The 22,579-nt window shown below is 57.8% G+C and carries 17 protein-coding genes; 5 read left to right on the top strand and 12 right to left on the bottom strand.

From position 1 onward, the window contains the following. Nucleotides 1-62: 62 nt before the first annotated feature. From WCL10_RS19445 to WCL10_RS19425, 5 genes are all read right to left on the bottom strand, one after another. Nucleotides 63-407: a DUF4236 domain-containing protein gene (locus WCL10_RS19445; protein ID WP_336897305.1), complete on the bottom strand. Its 345-nt coding sequence runs from the start codon at nucleotides 405-407 to the stop codon at nucleotides 63-65. Between the two features lie 74 nt (nucleotides 408-481). Next, nucleotides 482-970, bottom strand: a complete 489-nt coding sequence (locus WCL10_RS19440; protein WP_336897304.1) for a hypothetical protein — start codon at nucleotides 968-970, stop codon at nucleotides 482-484. 65 nt (nucleotides 971-1,035) lie between these two features. Beyond that, complete coding sequence (locus WCL10_RS19435) at nucleotides 1,036-2,781, bottom strand: hypothetical protein (RefSeq protein WP_336897303.1); 1,746 nt, start codon at nucleotides 2,779-2,781, stop codon at nucleotides 1,036-1,038. A gap of 13 nt (nucleotides 2,782-2,794) precedes the next feature. After that, nucleotides 2,795-4,420 (bottom strand): DEAD/DEAH box helicase, encoded by a 1,626-nt coding sequence (locus tag WCL10_RS19430; protein ID WP_336897302.1) that lies wholly within the window; start codon nucleotides 4,418-4,420, stop codon nucleotides 2,795-2,797. Nucleotides 4,421-4,527: 107 nt separating this feature from the next. Further along, complete coding sequence (locus WCL10_RS19425) at nucleotides 4,528-4,776, bottom strand: hypothetical protein (protein ID WP_336897301.1); 249 nt, start codon at nucleotides 4,774-4,776, stop codon at nucleotides 4,528-4,530. 176 nt (nucleotides 4,777-4,952) lie between these two features. Between WCL10_RS19425 and WCL10_RS19420 the strand changes: the two genes are divergently transcribed. The 5 genes from WCL10_RS19420 (at nucleotide 4,953) to WCL10_RS19400 (ending at nucleotide 8,631) form a co-directional block, all read left to right on the top strand. After that, nucleotides 4,953-5,132, top strand: a complete 180-nt coding sequence (locus tag WCL10_RS19420; RefSeq protein ID WP_336897300.1) for a hypothetical protein — start codon at nucleotides 4,953-4,955, stop codon at nucleotides 5,130-5,132. A gap of 287 nt (nucleotides 5,133-5,419) precedes the next feature. Next, nucleotides 5,420-6,445 carry an IS30 family transposase gene (locus WCL10_RS19415; protein WP_336897299.1) on the top strand — a complete coding sequence of 342 codons (1,026 nt, stop codon included), beginning with the start codon at nucleotides 5,420-5,422 and terminating at the stop codon, nucleotides 6,443-6,445. Nucleotides 6,446-6,625: 180 nt separating this feature from the next. Beyond that, complete coding sequence (locus WCL10_RS19410; protein WP_336897298.1) at nucleotides 6,626-7,027, top strand: SHOCT domain-containing protein; 402 nt, start codon at nucleotides 6,626-6,628, stop codon at nucleotides 7,025-7,027. A gap of 269 nt (nucleotides 7,028-7,296) precedes the next feature. After that, on the top strand, nucleotides 7,297-7,677 hold the full coding sequence (locus tag WCL10_RS19405; RefSeq protein WP_336897297.1) for a hypothetical protein: 381 nt from the start codon (nucleotides 7,297-7,299) through the stop codon (nucleotides 7,675-7,677). Between the two features lie 180 nt (nucleotides 7,678-7,857). Further along, the gene (locus tag WCL10_RS19400) at nucleotides 7,858-8,631 is read left to right on the top strand and encodes a hypothetical protein (RefSeq protein ID WP_336897296.1); all 774 of its coding nucleotides are present in this window, start codon (nucleotides 7,858-7,860) and stop codon (nucleotides 8,629-8,631) included. 94 nt (nucleotides 8,632-8,725) lie between these two features. On the opposite strand, the gene WCL10_RS19395 is transcribed toward WCL10_RS19400, so the two are convergent. The 7 genes from WCL10_RS19395 to WCL10_RS19365 form a co-directional block, all read right to left on the bottom strand. Next, a complete protein-coding gene (locus WCL10_RS19395) occupies nucleotides 8,726-10,075 on the bottom strand; it encodes a hypothetical protein (protein WP_336897295.1) in 1,350 nt (449 codons plus the stop codon). A gap of 438 nt (nucleotides 10,076-10,513) precedes the next feature. Beyond that, a complete protein-coding gene (locus WCL10_RS19390) occupies nucleotides 10,514-11,557 on the bottom strand; it encodes a restriction endonuclease (protein WP_336897294.1) in 1,044 nt (347 codons plus the stop codon). Nucleotides 11,558-12,037: 480 nt separating this feature from the next. Further along, nucleotides 12,038-14,140, bottom strand: coding sequence for a 3'-5' exonuclease (locus tag WCL10_RS19385; protein WP_336897293.1), 2,103 nt, complete (start codon nucleotides 14,138-14,140; stop codon nucleotides 12,038-12,040). A gap of 127 nt (nucleotides 14,141-14,267) precedes the next feature. Beyond that, nucleotides 14,268-14,783 carry a hypothetical protein gene (locus tag WCL10_RS19380; protein ID WP_336897292.1) on the bottom strand — a complete coding sequence of 172 codons (516 nt, stop codon included), beginning with the start codon at nucleotides 14,781-14,783 and terminating at the stop codon, nucleotides 14,268-14,270. Between the two features lie 183 nt (nucleotides 14,784-14,966). Then, nucleotides 14,967-17,735, bottom strand: a complete 2,769-nt coding sequence (locus WCL10_RS19375) for a site-specific DNA-methyltransferase (protein WP_336897291.1) — start codon at nucleotides 17,733-17,735, stop codon at nucleotides 14,967-14,969. A 2-nt stretch (nucleotides 17,736-17,737) separates the two neighbouring features. Beyond that, on the bottom strand, nucleotides 17,738-20,806 hold the full coding sequence (locus WCL10_RS19370) for a DEAD/DEAH box helicase family protein (RefSeq protein WP_336897290.1): 3,069 nt from the start codon (nucleotides 20,804-20,806) through the stop codon (nucleotides 17,738-17,740). Nucleotides 20,807-20,921: 115 nt separating this feature from the next. After that, the coding region (locus WCL10_RS19365) for an NYN domain-containing protein (RefSeq protein ID WP_336897289.1) at nucleotides 20,922-22,579 on the bottom strand (1,658 nt) is incomplete at its 5' end.

The following is a 22,579-nucleotide window of genomic DNA, read 5'->3' as shown; positions in this document are numbered from 1 at the left end:
CTGATGTGGTGAGCCGGCAGGGCAGACGCCAGAGGAGCAGCTCTGCTACCAGGACAGCACAGTTACTTGAAGACCCACACCAGGGCCAGCACGATCAGGATGATCCACAGCAGCCCGCGCCACGGATTGCCCCGCACGGGCTTTTCGCTAGGAGGGTCGGCGCCTTCAGGCTGGCCGTCCACCAGCGTCTCCCGGTAGGACAGGCCGGTGCCCGGCACACCCACCGTGCGCGTGACCTTGTCGCCCCGCACATTGACCGAGGCCCCTGGGCCGCCCACCGTCCAGGAAGTGCCTGACTTGCTGAGGTTCAGGGTCAGACCCTTGAAGAGGCGAATGCGCTTTTGGAATCGAAAGCCCATGATGTCCTTTATCAGCGCCTGCGCGCCACGATCTTGGTAACTGCCCATTCGGAAGCCGGTTGGATCTATCGCATATGGCCCTACTCATCCCGGTTTTGCTTGCGAACTCTCGGCGGGGCCCTTCAGGACTCTATGCAGTGCCACTGGTCGGCCGGGATGTCTCGTATGAAACGATTGACCTGCTTAAGGGCCCCGTGGTCTGTCGCCCAGCGGATATGCAGGTGAAACCGCTCGCGCTTTTCAAGGTCACTTGTGTTGTCCCAGGCGGCCAAGATGAGCGGTAGAGGCGGCTCCCAGCCGTTGCCCACCCTGCGCTTTTCGGGCAGCAGGTCGAACAGGCGGTTCCATATCTGAGGCTTCGGGCAAACTCGCTGTTCCTCATCTACGTAGGCCAGCAGCGCGCTGAGGGGGTCCAGCACAGCGCGCACTCCAGCCACAGCAGCGGCGACTTCCTTGAGTTCGCCGCGATCGGCCATCTCAAGGATTCGCTCGCCTGAGATGGGGCCTAGCTCGATGCCTTTAGAGCGCGCCGCAAACTGCAGGTTTTGAACTGCCATCCTGAGCCGCCATCTGAGCCCGACTTCCTCGTTCTCTTCTTCATCATCATTCACGGCACTCACACTCCTGAGATAGTCTTGCCGGATCGCTTCTGTATGCCACCGAAGTGACCAGGCCCTCAATCTGATCCAAACAGTCGCGAAAGGAACCCACGCGGCGGCTTGGTTTTCGACCGCGGGCTCAGATCCCTAAGCGGCTTGTCTGGCTGCTTGCGGCTGTTTGCTGGCGGGATGAACTGCTCAGTGATCAGCGCCTGGGGCAACAGGCCCCAGTTGTGCAGAACGTTGGAGAAGATGCGCGGGGCAGTCTCCATGCTCTCCAGCCTGTATAGATCGGAAGCTAGGAGTTCCGCATACTGCTCAGTGGTCCACTCGCGCTCGATCGTTATGGCAGGAACACTGTTCTGGCAAGGGAAGTTGCGCTTGCCAGCGCTCACCTTGTTGACCTGGGCTTGCTCCAGGACCAGGATCAGGGCCGATGCGCACGCGCCGAACTTGGCCTGATCCTCGTGTGCTGGGCTCTGCACCAGCTCCTTGCACCACTCGAGCCAGAACTGGATCGCGTGGTGCTGGGGAAAGGCCGTGTGCACCCGTGCGGCCCGGCGAACCTCCTCGGTGGTGAGCAGAGGCTTGAGTTCCTGGGCGAGCTCAAGCACCTCCTGGTCTCCAATGGTGACCAACGCACCGAAGACGCCGCCCCGGTCGGCAATCGCAGCGTGCTTGAAGAGGTTACGAATCTCGGTGATCGCGTAGAGCTCATCCTTGACGTAGCCCGACGAAGAGAGGAAGTCGATCGTGGCTTTGGTGACAATGGACATCTCGTCTTCGAGCACGAGGAAGGGTATGAACACCACCGGTCCGACCTTGTCGGCGTCGATGAGTTGGCCCATCTCGTTTTCGAGCAGCATCCTGGTGTCCGCGTCCATCCCGCTTGCAACTGCGTGTCTGTAGATGGTCCCGATGGCCTGTACCCGCGCGGTGTCGCTGGAGGCGCCGTAGACGAAGAACAGTGCTCGCAGGAGATCCAAGAGGCGCTCTTCGCCATAGTCCTTCCATTCGCCAGAGCTGACGATGCGCTCAAGGTCGTCGAGGCTTTCGAGCTGTAGCCGCTCTGGGGGCTTGGCCTTGGGTTCGGTCCGCGCGTCCGATTCGGACTCATCGGACTCGGACAAATCAGGCAGCCACACCCCCGGGACGACGCGGTCGAAGAAGAATTCCTGGAACTCCTCGAGCTCCATTGCCAGGGCCTTCAACTGCTTGCTGATGCCGGTCTCCTGGATCGAGCCCTTCCACGCGTAGAAGAACGCCTGGAGCTCGGGCCGAACGTGAAGGGGGTCGAAGAGGGCCTCAGCCAGGTGCTCGGCTGCGTCTTGTGGATCCAGCCCTTCGCGTTCGCCGGAGCCCCCGGACATCGATTCCGATACTCGGCTCCATGGGTCGCCGTAGTGCCGCTCCACGCTGTCCCAGACTTGCACCGCCTCGTCGCCGAAGCTCGACAGGAGTTTGGCGGCCAGCTGGCCGCGCGTCTCGGCGTCGACCTGGTTGGTGATGAACAGCAGGGTGGGGCAACTCCCGTAGTCCAGCTCCACCAGTGGCTCAAGGTCTCTCATTGGATTCCAGGTGTCGCCCACCTTGAACCGGCCGACCTGCTCGACCGTCTGGCTGAATGGGTTGAGCATGACCTTGACCAGAGGCAGCGCAGTCCCGGGGGACGGGTTGCCGGCGGCGGCCACAAAGGTGAGCGTCGGGCCGAAGGGGTTCACGATCCCCAAGGCGTAGAAGATATCCAGCGGTGAGCCGTCGAGGTCTTCAAGTGAAGTCGAGACGGGCTTGTCGTAGAGCTCAATCGAGCAGCGTGTAGTCATTGTTCTCCCCCTGTCAGTTCGCAAGCGCCGTCTTACGCACGTCTCTCACATGCTTGCACTCCCCCCGGTACTCGAACCCCGGACACGAGCACTGCAAGTGCCCACCGCGACCAAAGGTCACGGTGTAGACCTTCTTCGGATCCTTGGAGCTCGCAAACTCCCACGAACCAGTTTCCAGTAGAGGAGCGTCGGATGGCAAGGCCGCAACCATCTCTCCGATGATGTCCAGGCGCGATCCTTCCTGGCCCACAGCTCGCGCGGCCTTGGCTTCCTGCAACAGCGCGGGCCCAAGCCGGGTGAGCTCTTCCTGCAGGTCCTTCAGGATCGAGGCGTCGGGCACTTCGTCCGCTTCCACGGCCTGTACAAGCTTGAGCTTGGCCTCCAGCAGCCGGGCAATGTAGGTGTCCAGGGTGCCACTGGCCAGCAGGTACTCCACTGTCACCTGCTTGTCCTGGCCGATGCGGTAGCAGCGGTCCTCCGCCTGCAGGTGGTTGGCCGGCACCCAGTCCAGATCCTGGAAGATCACGTGGGTGGCGGCCGTCAAGTTCAGGCCCACGCCGCCGGCGATCAGGTTGCACAGCGCCACCGTGACCTTGGGATCCTTCTGAAAAGCGTCCATCGCCTCCATTCGTTGCTTGGCGTTGTCCGCCCCCGTGATGGTGACGGCCTGATCGCCCAGCGTCTTCTTGTGCCGGGTGATGCCCTCGGTGTAGGAGGTGAAGACGAGAACCTTCTGGCCGCTGGCCACCACGTCCTTGATGCGCTCGGCACATGCCGCGTGCTTGGCCTTGTGCAGCGCCACGCGCAGCTTCGTGATGCGCGCCAGGAACTCTGTGTCATTGGGGCGACTGGCGTCAGAGCCTAAAAACCAGTTCAGGAACCCCTCGTTGGCGTTCCAGGCCGCGTCGACCGTGATCTGCACCGGCACCCAGGAGCGGATCTTGGGCGGCAGATCGAGCACCTCATCCTTCTTGCGCCGCAGCATCACCTCCTTGAGCAGCAGGTTGAGTTCGGTGAGGTTTGAGGCGCCGTCAGTCACCCAGCCATAGTTGTTGCGGTAGGCGCCGCAGTACTGGCGAGCAAACGAGATGAAGCTGCGCGCTGCGGGGTGCCCCACCGCCCGCAGCAGGTTGAACAGGTCCCGTGGCCGGTTTGGCATGGGCGTTCCGGTGAGCAGGAACACCAGGCGCGGGCCTGAGACGCCTGCTCGCTTGTCATCAGACACGCCCAGGATCTTGAGCGCCTGCGAGGATCGCTGGCTGGCGTTCTTGATGAAGTGCGCTTCGTCCAGAGCCACCCCGGTCCAGGGCACGCAGCGCAGCCTTTCGCCGTGTCGGGACAGGAGGTCGTAGTTGACGATCACCCACTGCGGCTGCGGGTGGTCATAGCCCGCAACGCCCAGCACTTCGATCCGAGCGGATGGGTCAACGAGGCTGATTTCGCGCGCCCAGTTGAGCTTGAGCGAGGCTGGGCAAATGATCAGGAAGACACCCGCGGGGGCGGCTTCCTTCATCGCAATGATGGCCTGGCGGGTCTTGCCCAAGCCCATGTCGTCGCCCAGGATGGCGCGGCCGCGGCGGGCCAGGAACTCCACGCCAGAGACCTGGTGCGGGTAGAGCGCGTAGCTCGAAAGATCCATCTGAATCTCCTCTTTAGCAGTAGGTCGGTCGAAAGACCGTTCGGGGCCTGCAATTCGGCGAACTCGCCCCGGGGTGGTGGAACTGATCTGCAGTCTTGTGGGGTACTTTATGGAGCCACTGGCTCACCAGGTGATCTGGATGCGCGTACAGCTTGGCCAGCCAGAGCACGGCCGATCTCGGCGTGCAACTCGGCCAGCTCCGCCCGTGAAAGGTTGGCCTGGAACTTCACCTGAGGTTCAGGGTTTCGCGCCGTGGGCACAAAGGTCACGAACTTCAGGTGGTGCCCGTAGGCGCTTGAGTCGATGTCGATTGAAAGCTCGTAGGCGGGGCCCTGGTGGATGAGTGCGGTAGTCATGAAAACTCTCCTGTTTAGCCGCATTCGACGGTGCGTCGGGGGCGGCAATCTGGATCAAATCCCCCCAGTCCTTTCGTCCCGCTACACGCAGGACGGGCGGACCAGACCCGGAAAACTGTTCACTTCAGCAAGACCAACTCCGGCACAGCGTCTGCGCCGATCCAGACGATGGCGTTTTGCTCGAGTCGGTTACCCAAGGTCCGGGCGGCTTCGAGATCCAGTCCGACGATCAGGTAGCTCGGCTCACCTGGCCAGTCGTTGGTCGGATGCTGGCCGATGCCTTCGATATGGACGAGGCCGCGCTTGCTGAGTTCGGCGCCAAGCTGGGCATGGCGAGCCGCGTTCTCGCTGGATGAGACTGTCTGGCTGAACGGGTTGCACGCCGTGATCTAGGCGCAGGGCTCGCCGCGCCGGCGTGTAAGCAAGGCCTGAATCTCTGGCGAGGCCTCGCCGATGCGCAGCGTGAACGGCTGGTCACCTGCTACGCGGTACTCGGTCTCGCGATACGCCTGGATCGTGGCTGCGTCTAAGGTCGTCTGAAACAACTCGGCCCTCCGTTGTTGGGAGGGCCGACGCAGCTCCCGCTTGGTTGCGACGGCCTCAAATCTGAAGTGCAACACCTCGCCTCGGGTAAGGTGCACAGATGCAAACCAGTACGACATACCGACAGCTTCAGCCTGAGGAGCGCATGACGATTGCGAGCCTGCGTCAGGCGCGTTCGAGCGTGAGGGCCATAGCCCGTGCGCTGGGGCGCTCGCCCGGGACCATCAGCCGTGAGCTTGCCCGCAACGTTGGCAGTGACGGGTCCTACGCGAGCCTGCCGGCGCAGGCGCTGAGCCGGTCGCGACGAATCCAGGCGCGCCCTGCGGCCAAGCTCCATCAAGATCACGTCCTGTGGGGCACCGTGTTGACCATGTTGGACTGGAAGTGGTCGCCCCAGCAGATTGCCGGCGTGCTCAAGCGTGTCTGGCCTGATGATCCGACCATGCACATCTCGCACGAGTCGATCTACACGGCCATCTATGCACATCCGCGCGGTGAGCTGCGCCGCCAGCTCATCGCCTGCCTGCGCCACGGTCGCAGCACACGCATGCCTCGCAAGCGCGGCGTGGACCGGCGCGGCACGATCCCCGACATGGTCAGCATCCATGTGCGTCCGCCCGAGATCGAGGACCGCGTCATGCCAGGCCACTGGGAGGGTGACTTCATCAAAGGCGCTGGCAACAAGTCCTCCGTGGGTGTGCTCGTCGAGCGCACGAGCCGCCTGGTGCTGCTGGCCAAGATGGACGATGCGACGGCAGCCTCCGCGCTGGCGGGCTTTTCTGCCAAGCTGAATTCGATCGCCGCGCCAATGCGCCACAGCTTGACCTACGACCAAGGCAAGGAGATGGCGCGCCACCGTGAACTCACCGCGAGCACGGGCGTCAAGGTGTACTTCTGCGACCCCCACAGCCCCTGGCAGCGTGGCTCCTGCGAGAACACCAACGGGCTGTTGCGGCAGTACCTGCCCAAGGGCACCGATCTGTCCGTCCACACGCAGGCCGAACTCGACGACATTGCCGACAGCCTGAACAATCGACCCCGCGCCACGCATGCCTTCCACTCGCCGCTGGAGGTGTTCGCCGCAATGCTCAAAGCAGCCCATCAACCCTCAACTTCCATCCACTGAAGTGGCTGTTGCACTTCGGACTTGAAATCGCCCCCACATCTACCCTGTCTAGTCACGCTGATAGATTTCGTGTAAAAGACAGCAAGAAGTCCAAACTTCTCTGGCATCATCTTCAACTACGTATCATTCGATCGGTTAATACTTTAGGCTATTAGTGTCGTACACAATAAGGAATTTTCTATGTCTCTCTTTTGGCTGTTCTGGATCCCGCTGGCAATTTTGGTTGGTACCATAGCTAGTTCTAGGGGGCGCAGTGGATTTGGTTTCTTCTTGCTGTCACTGGTGATGTCGCCTTTAATTTCTTTTGCTATCCTACTAGCCTTAAGCAATAAATCGGAAGAAGCTCGGCAAGAGCAGTTTCGAAAGGAAGAGCATCAGAGGCAATTAGAATCAATAAGGGCTCTGGCCGCTGTAGCAGCACCAAGCGAAGCAGCCTCTTCAAGCCCTTCGGCCAGCTCATCAATTGCAATATCTGAAGAGTTGGAAAAGTTGGCATCTCTTCGTGATCGAGGAATATTAACTGATACCGAGTTCCAGCAGCAAAAGTCACTCATTTTGAACCAGCGAACAACTCGTGGTTAAGAAGAATTAGTGCATTATATGATATCGCAAGGATATAGTCTGATTATTAAAGAATATGCTGTCAGATGTGCGTAAAACAGATTTCATCCAAAGTCAGTAACCGGGCGGGCTTGTATGAAACTCCTCCCATCATTACCAGTTAACTATATGAAACAGTAACGATTCGGAGCGCACAGCTAGGCTTCCCTAAAAACATGGGGCAGAATAGCATCGCCCCATGTTCGAACTGTGCCCAGAAGTGCAAAAGTACATTTGTGGAGATGTAGGGAATGACCGAAGATCAGAAGACCAAGTGCCGCACCATCATTCATAGCCATGCGGCCGTAGCCGCAGCGGGCAATGCTGTACCCTTGCCTGGTCTGGGAATCGCGGTTGATGTAGTCACGATGACGACTATGACCATGAGCCTGTGCGCCGTCTTTGGTGGCAATATCACCGAAGAAGCTGCGAAGGCGCTGGCGTTGGCGACTATGAAGAACACCATGCTCAAGCAGCCAATTCGGACGATGGCAAAGGAGTTGTCCAAGTTGGTTCCCGGGTTGGGCTCGCTTGTTGCCCCTAGCATTGCAGTTGTGATACTGGAGGCGGCTGGATGGGCACTAGCAAGTGATCTGGAACGCAAGTTCAAGGCATCGCATATCAACGAGTAAATTGGGTTTCTGTAGCCCCTTTGCTCCCGACAGTACCCGGCTGTTCCACATAGGAAGGTTGGTCTGTAGCTTATTGAATTAGCCTTCAATTTAAATATATGACGTCTTGATAGACAAATGTGCCGGTGTCGTATCATTGGGGTGGGTGCCCTAAAGTGAGCGGGTCAAGGAGATTTCAGTGTGACTGAAGAATTTACGGAAATTGATTTCTGGCTCGCCACAGTCCTAGAAAATATGAGTCGCGATGAGTTGAAGGCTCTGGTCACTCAAGCCTTCAAACGAACCGATCACGACACTCTGGATGCTCAAAGTCTTCGCAGACTTGTCGCTCACGAGTTCAGTACCGCCGCATCGCGTTCGTTGCCATGGGCTAGGCCGATACCCTATTCGGAAATCGTCCGAATGGTCGCAAAGAGGCTAAAACTCCCTGCGCCGGCTGATTCTGCTGTTTCAGAGATTGAGCGACCCATACTCTTTAAGGTCTTGGAGAAGTCGATTGAGAAGATGTCTAGAGAACAGAAAGAGGGCCTCGCCAGTCGAATCGAGAGTCAGCTACGCGAGCGCGGGATCGATAAGAAAGTTGCATTCGATGAGGTTTTTGACTTCGTCAAGTTTGCAGCGATGGACGTTGGCGGCACGGTGGGCGGCCTTGTACTTGCCGGACCTGGCATAGCGGGGGTGATCGGGCTCAACTTTCTGCAATGGATCATTTTGGAGGCAGTCATATTGACATCGGGCCACCTGGCTGCCGCTGGGGCAGTATTTGGCTTCGGCACGGCTGGGGCACTGATGGCGGCCGCTGGCTGGGCGGGGCCGGTAGGAGCGGCGCTGGCGCTTCTCTACACGGGCTATGTACTTACCGGACCAGCTTTCCGGAAGCTGATCCCGGCAGTTTGCGTCATCGCCGCAAAGCGTCTTGAGCAGGCGGCTCTGAGCAGTCCCGTGAATCAATGATTCGTGCAGAGGCGAACGACAGTCGCACATCTGCCGTTGATCGCTTGAAACAGATCATCGAGTGTGGATTGGTCTCTGATAGCCAGTTGACCGGTCACGGCCACCTGAACCTCATAGCGGATGAGTAGTAGCTCTTGCGAAGCCAGGCCAAGTCTGCCTGCCACTCCTCGACGGCTGTTTCAAGGTTTTGCTGCCTGGAGTGCATGCTGATAAGCATGGCCAGGTGCCAAGCGATCCGGCGAAGTCGCTTTCTGGAGGAGGAGCTGCCCCAGGACTGCATGTACTCACGTTGCATTGCCGGACGGACGCCGTCGCGGAAATCAGCCTTCGGGAGGTCGTCAGTACTGAAGGCCTCGCTCAAGATGCGTCGCCGCTCCTTGGTGGGCTGGCCGTTCGTCGTTCCAACTCTGTACTCCAGCCTGACCAGGGGAGAGGCTTTCACCTGTTGCTCCAGTGCCGTACTGGGCGCATCGTCTGAGACCTGGAACTCGGGCCAAGGAAACTCCAAGCCACGAAGCCATTCAATTACGGGGTGCCCCTCGCCAAAGGATTCCACGGCGCTTCGGCAGGTCTCTTCATCTAGACATCTGAATGGGTTGTAGCTGATCAGCATTGACGCGATCCAGAGCTCCTGAGGGAAGACAAACAGCTCGTCTTCCCCGGCCGCGTCCAGATGCGCTTGGATTGCTTGCTGGTCCCACCCGTCGCGACCAACGATGAGGATCTTGGCGGCGTTTCGTGCCCCGCAACGCCCGACTCTCAGCCCGAGCTCTCGTGCAGAGCTTTCGAGATCTGATTGGAGGAACGGGCCGTCGCCGCTGAAAGCCACCTTGTCCGCAAAGTCCTCGAAGTCAACCTCAATGCCGCTGAGCATCCACCGCGCCACATCCCAGCTGGCAATACGAACCGCTACGGATAGCGCAGCCGTGGCGTTTTCAAACTTGGTCTGAAGACGTTTGCGCGAGGTAGTAAGGGTGGTCACCTGCTTGCGAAGAAGCTCAATTTCTTCCCGCGCAGACCTTAACTCTTGCAGGCGATTTCGATGCCGAGTCGCAGCTGCTGTGACTCTAAGCTCCCTGGCCTTTACGCTGTTTTCGCGCTGCCCCAGTTCGGCGTCTCTCGCAGCTTGTTGCTCCGCCTGATCGTCTAGCTGCTTCTTCAACGCGCAATTGGCGCGCGCATCAGCTTCCACTTTTGTCTTGCGTCGCCTGACATCCTCCTCGCGCTCGCAAAGCTTGGCGTCCGTCTCAACCTGTGATTCATGGATGGCCTCCAGTTCGAGCTTTCGGCTTTCGAGATCTAGCCCCCACTTCTGCTTGTCTCTAGCCAAATGATCTGCGGCTATCTTGAGTCCTAGTTGATCCCATTCGAGTGATTCGGTCTTTTCTTCTAGTTGTCGCTCGCGTTCATTCAAGCTCTGCTCGAGTTCAACGAGGACGTCCAATTCAGGTTCAGAAACGACGCCATCTCTTGGCGGCTGGGGGGGCTGGCTGGGTGGCTCTGGTCTTGCCACAGCCGTAGGTGTCCGCATCGGTAGGACATCGTCGCCACCGCTTGAGGGTATTGGTACCTGACTAACTGTCTGAGCTACTGACGCCTTCGGCGTAACCGTACTGGCAACCGCTTGGGGGCCTGGCGTAAAGGTTCGGTTCGGACGCTCCACCACCGGTCCCCGAGGTGCAGCTCCGGGTGCTGGCGATGAGCCTGCGGGGAGTGCAGTGGGATCCTGCGAGCTGCTACTTGGCGCAGGCTCATTCAACCTGCGCCTTACCAGTGCCAGCTGCTCCTGGGGGGTTAGTCGTGAGTCAGGCATGAGTGTCCTTACTGCTCTCCTGTCCGATCGCGTGAGGCACGAAGCTCACATCGATTCGACAGCCAACCATCACTCGTCCGGCGAAGCGACCATCCAGATCTTCTTCAACGGCAGGTCAGCGCGTACGTCTTGATCGAGTTTGTCGTAGTTGGTCAGCAACTGCTCGATCAGGTCGTTTTCGTTCCACACCCTCACCTTGAAGAACTGGTTTGGAACTTCCTTGAGAACGGTGGGCTTGAAGCCGCCCCATGAAACAAATAGCCCCTGATCTGCGCCGACACTCTGCATCGCGCCGATGAGCTGGGTGAACTCTGGTCGATCGGCCGGGCTGTCGCCGGACTTGACCTGCACGCAGATGCGGGGGCTCTCGAATCCGAAAGCACCGCCTGCCGCCAGGATGTCGATTCCCTTATCCGGTCCCTCCGGGCTTCGATAGGTTGCAAAACCCTGGGCCTTCAGGATCGCCTCAACGAGGCGGGCCATGCCGTGGCCCTTAAATCGCTGGACTATGAGCTTGGCGATCGCGTCTCGCGCCAGTTCTTCAAGGTCAACCTCTACCGTCTCCGTCTCTTGGTTTCCGGATGTGTTGGTAGGTAGTGACACCTTCTGGCTGACCTGGACGGAGTTCCAGTTCGCTTTCGCCATGGCACGTATCCGCTTTTCTGCATCGTTGCGCTTGATCTCGCACACAGTCAGAAAAGCCCCCATCGAGTACAGCAAGTCTTGGTCGAACGAGCTGCGTGGCACCGCCGTGTTAATCCAATTGATCGCTCGCGAGTGGCGGTAGAGCTGATCGGCTTTTGCGTCGAATACATAGCCCCCAGTAACCTCGCCCACAGCAATGGTTGGCGACAACTTGCTAGGGAGTACCACCCAGTCCCCAGGCTTCATGCCGACCGAAAACGCCCAGACCTGGCCCGACCAGTTGCCAATCTTGCGCGTTGATTCGCTCGGATGTTTCTCCGCCATGAACTTGCGAACGGCTTCATAGTCCTTGAGCCCGCCGAGATCATCCTCGGTGATGTCACTGAAAGTCAGGTAGACCTTCTTGTCCTCAAGAAACCTGACCTCATGGTCTCCGTATTTGCCTGCACGTACCAGCCAGAGTGCCATCTTTTTATCTCTCTTTCACAAATTACGGATCAAGACCTAATTGCTGGGCGTTTAACTAATGCCACAAAGAATACTATGAGAGTAAAATAGCTCAAAGTGATTTTCTATCAGTATTGGAGATCGCCAATATAAAATATGCATCAATAAAATTACTTTACGAGTTAGCTGGTATTGTATTTAATTATTTGTAATTACGCCTATCGTGTTTGATTTTTCTAATAGTGAAGATTGCGCTGTACAGTTCAGGTTTCTTGCTCACAAATATAGCAGTTCTCATTTCCCCAAGTTTGTAAACGTAAAATAACTTTCCCTTCTTTTCAATATACATTTCTCCAATTCGCAAGTCTGACAGTTTATTGATAATCCTGAGATTTGGTACATCTCTGTAGAGGGTCGATTCAAGTGCGTCAGTGGTATATATTATTTCTCTAGTGTCTTTTGGCTCAAAAAAGGAATTGAGAAACTGAAATGGGAAAAGTTTCACCGGAGATCCTCTAAAAACTCCGAGGACGGCTCCATCCCGGACACGAAGAGCTGGTCACGCGCTCTCGTACATGCGACATAGAGCAGATGCCGCTCCGTGTTGTAGACCTCTTCGAGGTCGGAACTGTCTGAGACGGCTTCGATCCGCCCCTGCAGCGGGATCACCTCGTCATCGCAGGCCATGACCGCGACGACGCGGAACTCAAGTCCCTTGGCCAGATGCATGACAGAGATCGATACCGCGGCCTTCGAGTTCTCTACCTTCTCGTCCAGCACCATATAGGGCAGACCGGCGTGCTCGGCTGCCCCGCGTGCGCGGCCGATCTGGGCGTCCGATCGGACAAAGATGGCCATCTCCTGGGGAGGGACACCCCGGGCGAGGCAATCCTTGAGCCAATCGCCCACCGCTGCTGCTTCGGCTGCTTCCGACTTGAAGTCCTTCACCACAGGTGCCGGTCCATTGAAAACCGAGATCGTCCCCTTACGCGTCTCGACATTCCCATCAACGTCGGCAACCTCTGGCCCGAGTAGTCGATCGGCCTGCATTCGAATCTGGTGTGACGTGCGGTAGTTGATGTTCAGGCTGCGGGAACGCCCTCGAACATCAACACCGACCGATTTCCAGGAGAACGGCGTCTGAAAGATGCGCTGCCCGAGATCTCCTGCAAAGAAGAGTCCATTCGGTCGCTGACCCGCGCCCGCCGCAAGGAAACGCAACTGGGCAACGCTCACATCCTGCGCTTCGTCTATCACGACGAAGTCAAAGACGGGCGAAGCACGCTTTGCCATCGCGCTGGCAAGGCGCGTGAACATGCTGGCATGCGTAAGAAGTCCAGCGGCGGTCACCCGCTGCTGGACTCCAGCGAACACCCCCCAAAGCATGGCCCGCTGCGCCTCGCTTAGACGAGTCTTTCGCCCTAGTCGCCTGACGTCGCGGTAGTCTTCCCAGGACCCAAGCTGCCAGGCATCTACAAGGTCGTCCCATTCGCTCAGGACGAATGACGGCGAGAACTTCCAGCCCGGAACCTTCGCTGATTCCTCGCGTAGGAAGGCCTGAAGCTGATCTCGATCCAATGGCTTGGACTTGCCGAATTGCGCCTCGTACAGCCTGGTTCCCACGGCGTTCATGGCCTGGACTTCTAGGCGCTCTGCCAACCGCGGTTCATTGCTGATGAGCCGGTGTAGCTTCTGCCGCAGGGCATTTGCCAGGGTGTCCGAAAACGTGGTCAGCAGCACCAGTGCATCCGGGTTTCGCCGTGCGAGATGCACTGCGCGATGCAGCGCGACGATCGTCTTGCCCGTTCCGGCCGATCCCGAAACCCGCGCTGGACCCGCATACTCGCGTTCGACCCACTGCCGCTGCGCGGGGTGAAGGAAGGTGGTCCACTTGTCCCAGGGAAACGAGAGCGCCCGCTCCAGTTCCTCCACGTCGTTCATGACGCGGAACCGACGCTGTGCGTCAGGGTGGCTGAAGGGGTCAGCCCCACTGACCGCGACTTCAGGGCGCGCCGGAGTGCGGCCCACCGCGAGTTCAAGCAAGGCCTCAGCGGCTTCAGCGGGAAGGTGGCCGGCCAACACTAGAACCGAGTCCTCATCGGCGAGCATGACGTCTGCCAACCACTCTGGCGGTACGCCGTAGCTCAGAAGCTCATCTTCGGACCGACCGGCGAAAAGCAAAGGCTTTGCCTTTGGCTTCACAGCTGGGCCAGGCATCAACCGCCCCGCTGGGGCCGGCTCGGATAGTGGCGTAGGCGGCTTGATCTCCTCGACGCGCTCGCGCACCTCAACGAACTGCGCCGCGCCAGTCTTCGGGTGGGTCTCCAACTTCCGGCGTTCAGCCCACCGGTACGCTTTGTCGTGGTGATCGACGTAGCACAGCATCAAGCTGCGCTGTGTCTTGTGGACGATCACACGAAGATCGCCACTGACCCGCACCGACCAGAAGTTCTTGTCCTTGGCCTTGTCCAGTTTGTGAAGGCTGAGACCCGGACTTGCCGGGTTCAGCTGCAGGTCGAACGCCGTAGTCTTTACCGCCTTCTGTTCATCGCCAGTGAGGCGCGCAAGGCCTTCTGTGAACGTGTCTGCTATGCGGAATTCCAAGCCGATCTCCTATTGCAATAGCGCTAGAGTCTCAATTATTGGATTAAGGGTATGCACAAGCCACTGCGCAAATTATATTTGGGCGCCCTCATAGTTATAAAAGTTTGGATTTTGGTAGATTATATATTTATCGAGGTTCACGACCTGCCCAGGTATCTTCAAACCACTCCTCTAAGAAATCGCGCTTTGGTAAATTAGATCCAGAAGAACCAACCCCGAACCAACGATAGCCTTCGTGAACAAGCTCTGTCGCTACATCTGGAATATTGTAATGTGTCCTATACTTCCTTTCATCCTCAGAGAGTGGCGGCGGCGGGGCAAATGCTTCTAATGGACGGATTCTCGCTGTCATATCATCAGAAAAATAGTTCATCCACGCTAAAAACTCTTTTCCATTGAATGAGATAGTTGGCAAAGACGATTTGTGAGTTGCCATGTGAACTACTAGATAACGACACCAATTAATGTATTTAATGTTCGTTCTGAAGTCTGAATATATATTTATAAGCCCAGACGATGCAATTCTGTTTGCAATATGAAATGGATCTTCTTCGTTTCCTAAGAAATCGGGATCTCTATCAGGAATAGAAATCCTGAAATAATTACTTGAAGTAATGGAAGTATTTGAATCCGTGGTCTGCAAGAACCATGACGGAACAACAAATAAATTCCATACTCCATCATGCCATCGTGTTATGCACCGTAGATGCGTAAAACCTATTTCCTGAAGTCTCATGTAAGAAAAGAAACTGGATCGAAAGCCTTCTAGTGGAGTTCCCATAAATACACCGTGATGCGGTCTCAAGTCGAATAAACACACCAAGGATCAAATCCTGAACACCTTCATCACCTCATCCCCAAGGTGATTTATGACCTTGACCGCAAAGCGCCCGCTCTTTGGCTTTTCGAATGGGCGCGAGGTGTCGCTGTTAAGGGTCGCCCATGCGTCCCCGTTGATCTCGGCCTTCAACGTCGTCTTGAGAGAACTGTAGGGATCGTTCGCTCCCAGGAAGTAGGCGTGGCGGACGAAGAAGCTCTCCTCGTTGTAGTCGGTGTCGATGAACCAGCAAGCAATGCCGTCTGCCCCGTCACTGACCACCTCGCCGGTCTGAGGCTTGAAGACGTCGACGCCGTTCACCTTGACGCAGATACGCCCATCGTCCTGCGGCAAGATCGTGATGTCCGGTTCGCCGAAGATCACAAAGAGGTTGCCCTTGCCGGTATTCTTGAGATCCTCGGCCATATGGAGGTCGGCGTTCATTCGCGCCTTCAGCACAGGGATTCTTCCGAGTTTGCTGAACTCGGTCGCATGGGCTTCGTAGTTGAAGGCGCAGGCAATCAGGGCGTCAAAGCCGGCGTCACCTGCCTCTCTGGCGGCTGCCACAAGGTCAGCCCGCTGCACTGTCCCGAACTCAGGTCCGATAAAGATCGCAGCGCGGCGCTCGCGACCGTCCTCTTCCGGTCCCTCGAAGAACCGGCCTTCGGCACAGACCAGCGTACCCGGCCAAGGAACCAGAGATGTGAAAGTTATCCGATCCTCTTTGTGAGCCTGCTGGACACCTGCTGACTTCAGGTTTTCCAGGATCATCTGCTCGAAAGTCTGCTTGGCGCTGTACTCCGCCGGTCTTTCGTTGACGCTGTCGATCAGTTCATCGTTCTCGTCGACGCCCAACGTCCGATGCGGGCTGAGGCTCTCGACGGTAAACGGCCCCGCCACTCGAACACGCGCTCGATCTTCATAAGGCCTGTCGTAGAGGTGCTCGAACTCTGCCTTGGCAGCAATGGATGCGTCAATTTCAATTTGACACCGTTTGCGGGCGTCTCGCCATTCGGCGTAAAGAGATTTGACTTCCGGTGTCCAGTTGGCACTAGGCTCTGACGGCACTTCCCACTCTTTCCAATCCTTCTTCAGCGCAAGGTTTAGTCGCCCCAACGCCTCAAAAATCCGCGCACTCCATCGATCCCAAATAACATCTATTTCGGTATTGTTTGCAATATCCCTTAGATAAACGCGCGCTTTGCGTTCGTACACAAAACCCATTTGAAGCGATCCGTGTGTGACTTTCGAAGACGGCGCAACCTGTGTCACCTCGGCCTCCTTTAATCTACCTTCAGGAGTGTCGGCGAGGAAATAATATGGAAATCTTGCGCCCATGATTCGCGCACGCGCGAGAGCCAATGCAACTCTCGATGTGTCCATCGTTATCCAGCGCCGCCCCCACTGCTCTGCAATATACGCAGTCGTTCCGGATCCACACGTTGGGTCAATAACCAGGTCGCCGGGGTCTGTAGTCATCAAAATACAACGCTGTATGATCTTTGGATGAGTTTGTACCACATATGTCTTAGTTTCAGAAAATCCTGCCGCTGTATCAGTCCAAACATTCTCTAGGTTAGTCAGTCCAAAATCGCCATGATATTGTCGAAAATATACCGATCTCCCAAGTCTAATTAGGCGATTGGCCTTTATTAGCCGCTCCATTCCGGTCGCATTGGTCCTCCAACTCTTATTTGCCGCGCTGACCTCTTTGCCTTCAAATTGAAACTTATAGAAACATGTTGGCGTGAAGCCTGAGGACATCAACACGGAGCGCTTGAATACACGCTTCGTCCCTTCTGGTGGAGTGCGACCAGAGTTTAGATCGTACACAAACCCCGCCTCATCAGAAACAAACTTAAACTCAGGCTCATCTTCGACAGCTCGCGGTTGGTAGATGTTTCTGTACTTTGCGGACTCGATGTTCTTGGCGTACCAAAGAATGTGATCGTATACATTTGTCAGTCTAGTCGCGCCCAGCGGACTCATGCTTCTAAAACTGATATTTGAAATGAAATTACTATCGCCAAAAATTTCATCCATTAAGGCGCGAACTCGATGAACGTTTTCATCGCCAATCTGAACAAAGACTGAACCGGTATCTGACAACAAATCTCGAACGACCGTTAGCCGATCCCGAAGATAGGTCAAATACGAGTGAATGCCATCGCGCCAAGTGTCCCGGAAGGCCTTTACCTGCTCTGGCTCTCGCGTAATGTGATCTGCTTGGCCATCCTTGACATCGCGACTTGTGGTAGACCACTGAAAATTACTATTAAACTTTATTCCATAAGGGGGATCGATGTAGATACATTGCACCTTTCCTCTCAAGCCCTCTCGCTCTGACAAACTAGCCATTATTTGTAGGGAATCCCCCAGAATCATCCGGTTCGTCCAGTTCTGATCGTGGGTGTAAAACTCGGTCTTGTCCGCGTCTTTTGGAATGCCATTGAAGTCTGAGAACAGGTCTGGGGTAATCATCCCCGCCTCGTGTTCACTCTCCCGGGACTGCCGCAAAAGGTCATCTACCAGAGCCTTAGGGTGCACCTTCTCCTGAATGTAAAGAGGTGGAGCGTTGACCACAAGATCGCTCCAATCCTGTTCATCCTTACCGCGCCAAACCAACTGGGGATCAAGATCCGTATTTCGCGGGTAGCGCACCTTCCTGGGGGCCTGCTGCTCTTGCTGAACGAAGGACTGCTGCTCGACCGAGGGGATGTTCTTGCGCTTGGCGTCGTCGTGCTTGAAGGCCTCAACAGACTTGAAGTTGTTTGCCATGTTCAGTTGCTCCCCTTCACCGGCTCAGTGGTAGCGCGGTCAATCATCTTGTTGAATTCCGTTTCGACCTTGGTCGCGAAGTCAGACTCCATCTGCCACACGTCGGTGAATTCCGCAAAGGCCCAGCGACCGTGCGTTCCGAGATTGTTCACGCCCGGGATCCAGTAGACGTCCATCGTCTCCTTCTTGACCCGGGCATCCTCGCCTCGAAATCCCTTGATCTCGACAACCAGATTAAGCAGATCTTCTTTGCCCTTACCGTCGTCGACCAGCACGATGAAGTCCGGCCGGTACTTGCGCATCTCCGCCACGAATCGGTAAGGCACCTCTAGGCCTAGGTTGTGGTTCTTGACGTAGGCCAGCACCCGCGGGTGACTTTCTGCCACGCGGCAAAACTCGCTTTCCCAGTCGCTATCCAGGATCACCCAGTTCACGTGGCACCGCTGGCCGTCGGTCTCCCAGCGCTCGGTCTTCGATGTGTTGAAGTTCACGTGCGCCGTGCTTCCGGTAGGGTTGTACGGGTCCAGGACTGCCTTGATCGGGTTGCTACCCACCAGCGACCGGGTAATGCCCGCCGTGATCTTCTCGCAGGCCATGTCGGCCAGGGTCTTGTAAACCAGCTGCGCCGGGTAGGTGCCGCCCTTGCAGACCAGATAGGTGTCGATCCACTGTCGCGCAATCCGCTTCAGCTGGCCAAAGAGGTGCAGCTGCGGATCACCGTTACCGTCACGCCACTTGGTGTTGACCAGGTGGGAAGTGAGTTCGTAGACAACCTGAGATGGGCGGACGTCCTCCGTGTGCTTTAGGGTGAGATTGACGGCTGCGCCAATGATTCCGGAGTTGTTCGTGATGGTGGCCCCTACAAGCTCCGGAGTGAGCTCCATGTACGAGTCCTCACCGAATTCGGCTGTCAAACGTTCTTCGGGCAATTCCGCCCGGTAGCCCAGCACGCGAGGGAATCGGATCTCCAGTGCGTCGCGGTCGGGGCGCACCGCCTTAACCTGGATGGTCTCGCGCGGCGGCTGGGGCGGAGCGACAACAGGCTTCGATGCAAAGTCGAAGGGTATGCCGAGCACGTCGGCGTACTCGACATTGAAGAGGCCCTCCTCGTTCAGGTCGTAGGATTGCCGACGCAAAGCACGACCGATCACCTGCTCACAAAGCAACTGGGTGCCGAAGGCTCGGACGCCAAGGACGTGGGTGACCGTGTTCGTATCCCAGCCCTCCGTCAGCATCGAGACCGATACCACGCACCGGATGGAGTCGCCAAGCCGGCCCGCCTTCCCGACGGTGTTCATGACCTCGCGCAGGAGCTCTTGGTCGCTGATGTTCTGCCCCGCCTGGGCGTCACGGGTTCGCTCCACCAGCTCCCGCCGGAATCGCTCGATCTCTGGTCCAGCCATCGCCCTGAACTTCTCATCGAGGGCATCACCTGACTCAAGCTGCTCGCTGTCGATCAGCAGGGTTCGTGGGCGCCCCAGTTCGTTGCCGTGCTCATCCTGGTTCCGGAAGAGCGGCAGCCTGCCAGCAACGTGCGACTTGCTGCCGTCGGGGTTGTCACGCGTAAAGCCAGAGATGTAGTCGTAGACGAGCTTGGACGCCGAGGTGTTGTTGCACACGACGATGAAGCAAGGCGGCACCTTGATCCCCGCCTTCTCCCAGAGCTCGTAGGTCTTCTCGTAGTGGCCGTAAAGGGCTTGCAGGGCCGTCTGCAACTGGACCGGAAGGTCCATAGGGTCAAGTGCGTCGGCCTTGCCACGCCCCTTTTTCGGCATCTTCTTGCCGATGTGATCCCAGAGGTTGCGGAACATGGGCATCTCGCCGCTGGAGATGTTGTCCGCCACCGGTACACGCGGGAGCTTGACGATTCCGCACTCGATCGCATCCATCAGCGAGAAGTCGCTCATGGTCCACGGAAACAACGTTCCCTCGGCGTAGCCGGAGCCCCGCAGGAAGAACGGTGTGGCGGATAGATCGACCACGCGCGACACCTTCAACTTGCGGTTCACGGCCTCCAGCCCTGAGATCCACATGCGAGCAGCCTGGTTGTTCTCCTCGGCTTCCTTCTTCTCATCGCCCTTGAGGTCATCGTCAAGATCGCCGGGCTTCTCGCGATAGCAGTGGTGAGCCTCGTCGTTGATGACCATGATGTTGCTCAGCCCCATAAGGTCCGGCATCACCCGCTGGATCATCTGGCCCTCGGTTTCAAGCGTGTTCAGCTCCTCGCCCGTCCTGCCCTCAAGGAGCATGCGCCCGCCCTTTGACAGCTCGATCCGCTCCCGAAGCTTGAAGGCGTGGTAGTTGGTGATGACGATCTTGGCGCGAGCCAGGTCCTCAAGCATGTCGTTCGGGACGAGTTCGCGACTGGCGTAGTAGCTGTCAGGGTCGTTCGGCTGCAGCACCCGAAGTCGGTCACGGATGGTCAGACCAGGGGCTACAAGCAGGAAGCCGTGCGTAAACTTCTTGCTCGTTGGCCTTCGAGCAGCGTTGATCGCCTGCCAGGCGATCAACATAGCCATCACGGTCGTCTTGCCCGCTCCCGTAGCGAGCTTCAGGGCCAAGCGCGAGAGCTTCGGGTTGGCGTCACGGTTCGCGTCTGCCAGATGGTCGATGAAACCCTGCCCGACCTTGCCCATCTGAGGGGCAACCTCTGTCAGCCAGATCGTCGTCTCGACGGCCTCAACCTGGCAGAAGAACGGTCTGACACCGCTGAACTTGTGATGCCGCCAATGCTGCAGGAGGCGCGCGGTCTCGGGTGTCACACGCCAGGTCGCGGGGTCTGGCAGTTGCCGCCACTTGTTCACTTCCTGGCGAACCGCGTTGATGATCGCCGTGTGGTCGTAGCGCTGCTCCTGGGTGGAAAGCCCGTGCCCCTCATCGAACAGCAGTGAGTCCTGCTTGGAGCCACCTTTCTGCTTGCGTGGCTTCGGGATCGGCGTGATGAATTCGGCGAGTCGTCGCGTCTGTGCGACTTGCTGCGTCGGCTGGCCCGACGGATCAAGCTCCCAGTGACGAGTCGGAATCTCGTATGGGGAGTTGAGGATCGGTTTTTCGAAGAAGAGGTTAGTCATTGTTCAGATTGCCTGTCGCGCGCTGGAAAGTTCGAAGCCCAATTGATGTCTCTTACCGGCGATGGATCGTTACTGACGATCATTGGCCGCAACTTGGCCACTAATCTTCAGATTCTCAGGCCCCCCGTTCGAGAAGCAGGGACAATTCAAAAGGCGCCATGACATCTGCACCTGAGGCCTTGGCATGCAGGGAAATCTCGCAGTCAGCGGAAACGACGAGGCGCAGCTGCTCGGCAGACGAGGCATTTAGGTGTTGCAGGTAGCCAGCAATCTGTCTATCCGCCCGGTTGGAGCCGCTTCCTCCAGAGAAGCGCACCCTGAAATTGCTGGTCACAGCCCGCTCCTCGACTACCGGACCGTCGAACCAGAGCTGTACGGAGAGAGTGGGGTACTTGGAGCAGAGCCCCAGCAGTCGAGACTCAAGGGCTTTTCGCGCCTTGGCTCCCGGAAGCCCTGCCTCGTAGTCCGGCCTGAATAGGGTTGGCAACTTGTGCAGCACGTTGTGGCCATCGACTACGAGCGTGCACGGGCGACCTCGGACGAGTTCACTCTGCAAGGCGTACATCGGCACACCCGACAGACTCTTGCTGTGCTGCCCGCTAGCTGGGGTGATCAGATATCGGTCGTAGACCCGTGAAGCAGCCTCGTGGACCAGGCGATAGGCGTGGATGGTCTCTTCTGAGGAAAGCAGGCCCAACGACTCAGTTGCCTGAAGGGCAGTCCTCACCTCGGAGATGGCATCCAGCGATTTGGCTGCAGCGAGGGTGTGACGAAGCCTAGCCAGAACAGAACTCTGGTTGTCCGTCTCAACCGAAGCCACGGTAAGTCGGTTCTCCAGTTCCTTCCGGTGCGCCTCCAAGCTGTCGGCCAAAGGCGCCAACTCATCCAGGGGCTTCAGCGACTCGACCATCGCCAGCCGCACGCGGGTCAAGGCGACGACTGTTCGATCCAACTCTGCCTTTAGCTGTGTGAGAAGACCATAACGAGCATCCTCCTGGGCCTGGCGTTCGAGGACCAGATCAGCCCGGTCGAGGATGTCGCGACCGACGAGGGAGGCCGCATCCTGTCTAAGGGCCTCGGCATCCGCAAGCCACGGACGCAGACGAGCGTCCAACTGAGCCTCAATGCCGGCCGCGATCTGCTGGTCAAGGCTCTGGCGCAGAGCGGTCAGCTCCCCTCGCAAGGTCTGAACTTGAGCCTGACTGCTCTGCAGAGCGAATCTCAGGGCGTCTGACTCCTGCTGCAGGCGGTCTCGCGCTGCGGTCGCAGCGTTGAGGTCCCTGCTGAGTCTGCGAGAGATGGTGCGCTCTGCACGCAGGCGAAGTATGGCGTTCCTGACCTGTGGGGAGCGCGCTGGATGTGCAGAGGCAGTTGCCTGAAGGGCAGGGGGGGCTTGAGCCACTTCGCCCTCGAGCGCGAGGTCCTTTAGGTGGGCGAGAAACGGCTTGAGGTCGTAGGTGATCTTCCTCTTGGCTTCAAGCCTCTGGGCATCTGTGGATTGAAGATCGTCCCACTGCTCGAGCAGACTGAACCCGATCTTTCGGACGGACTCCCGACTGTCCAGCAGCATGGCCGCAGCGGTTTCGGCACGCCCGAAGACATCACAAAGCCCAGCTGCAGTTTCAGCAAGCGCCGCCTCAGACAAGACGCACAGCAAGGACTGAGACAGACCAGCGCGAATTAGCAGATCCTTGAAGTCGTCCGGAAGACCTGGCAACGTCCCAAGGCTGACCTTTGCCCGGTGACGCACTTCTCGCGCCGGGGCCTTGCCCG

The sequence above is a fragment of the Novosphingobium sp. genome (genome assembly GCF_037133355.1).
Classification (GTDB): Bacteria; Pseudomonadota; Alphaproteobacteria; order Sphingomonadales; family Sphingomonadaceae; genus Novosphingobium.
Note: the sequence above shows the minus strand (reverse complement) of the source record. Positions and strands in the feature narration are given on the sequence as shown.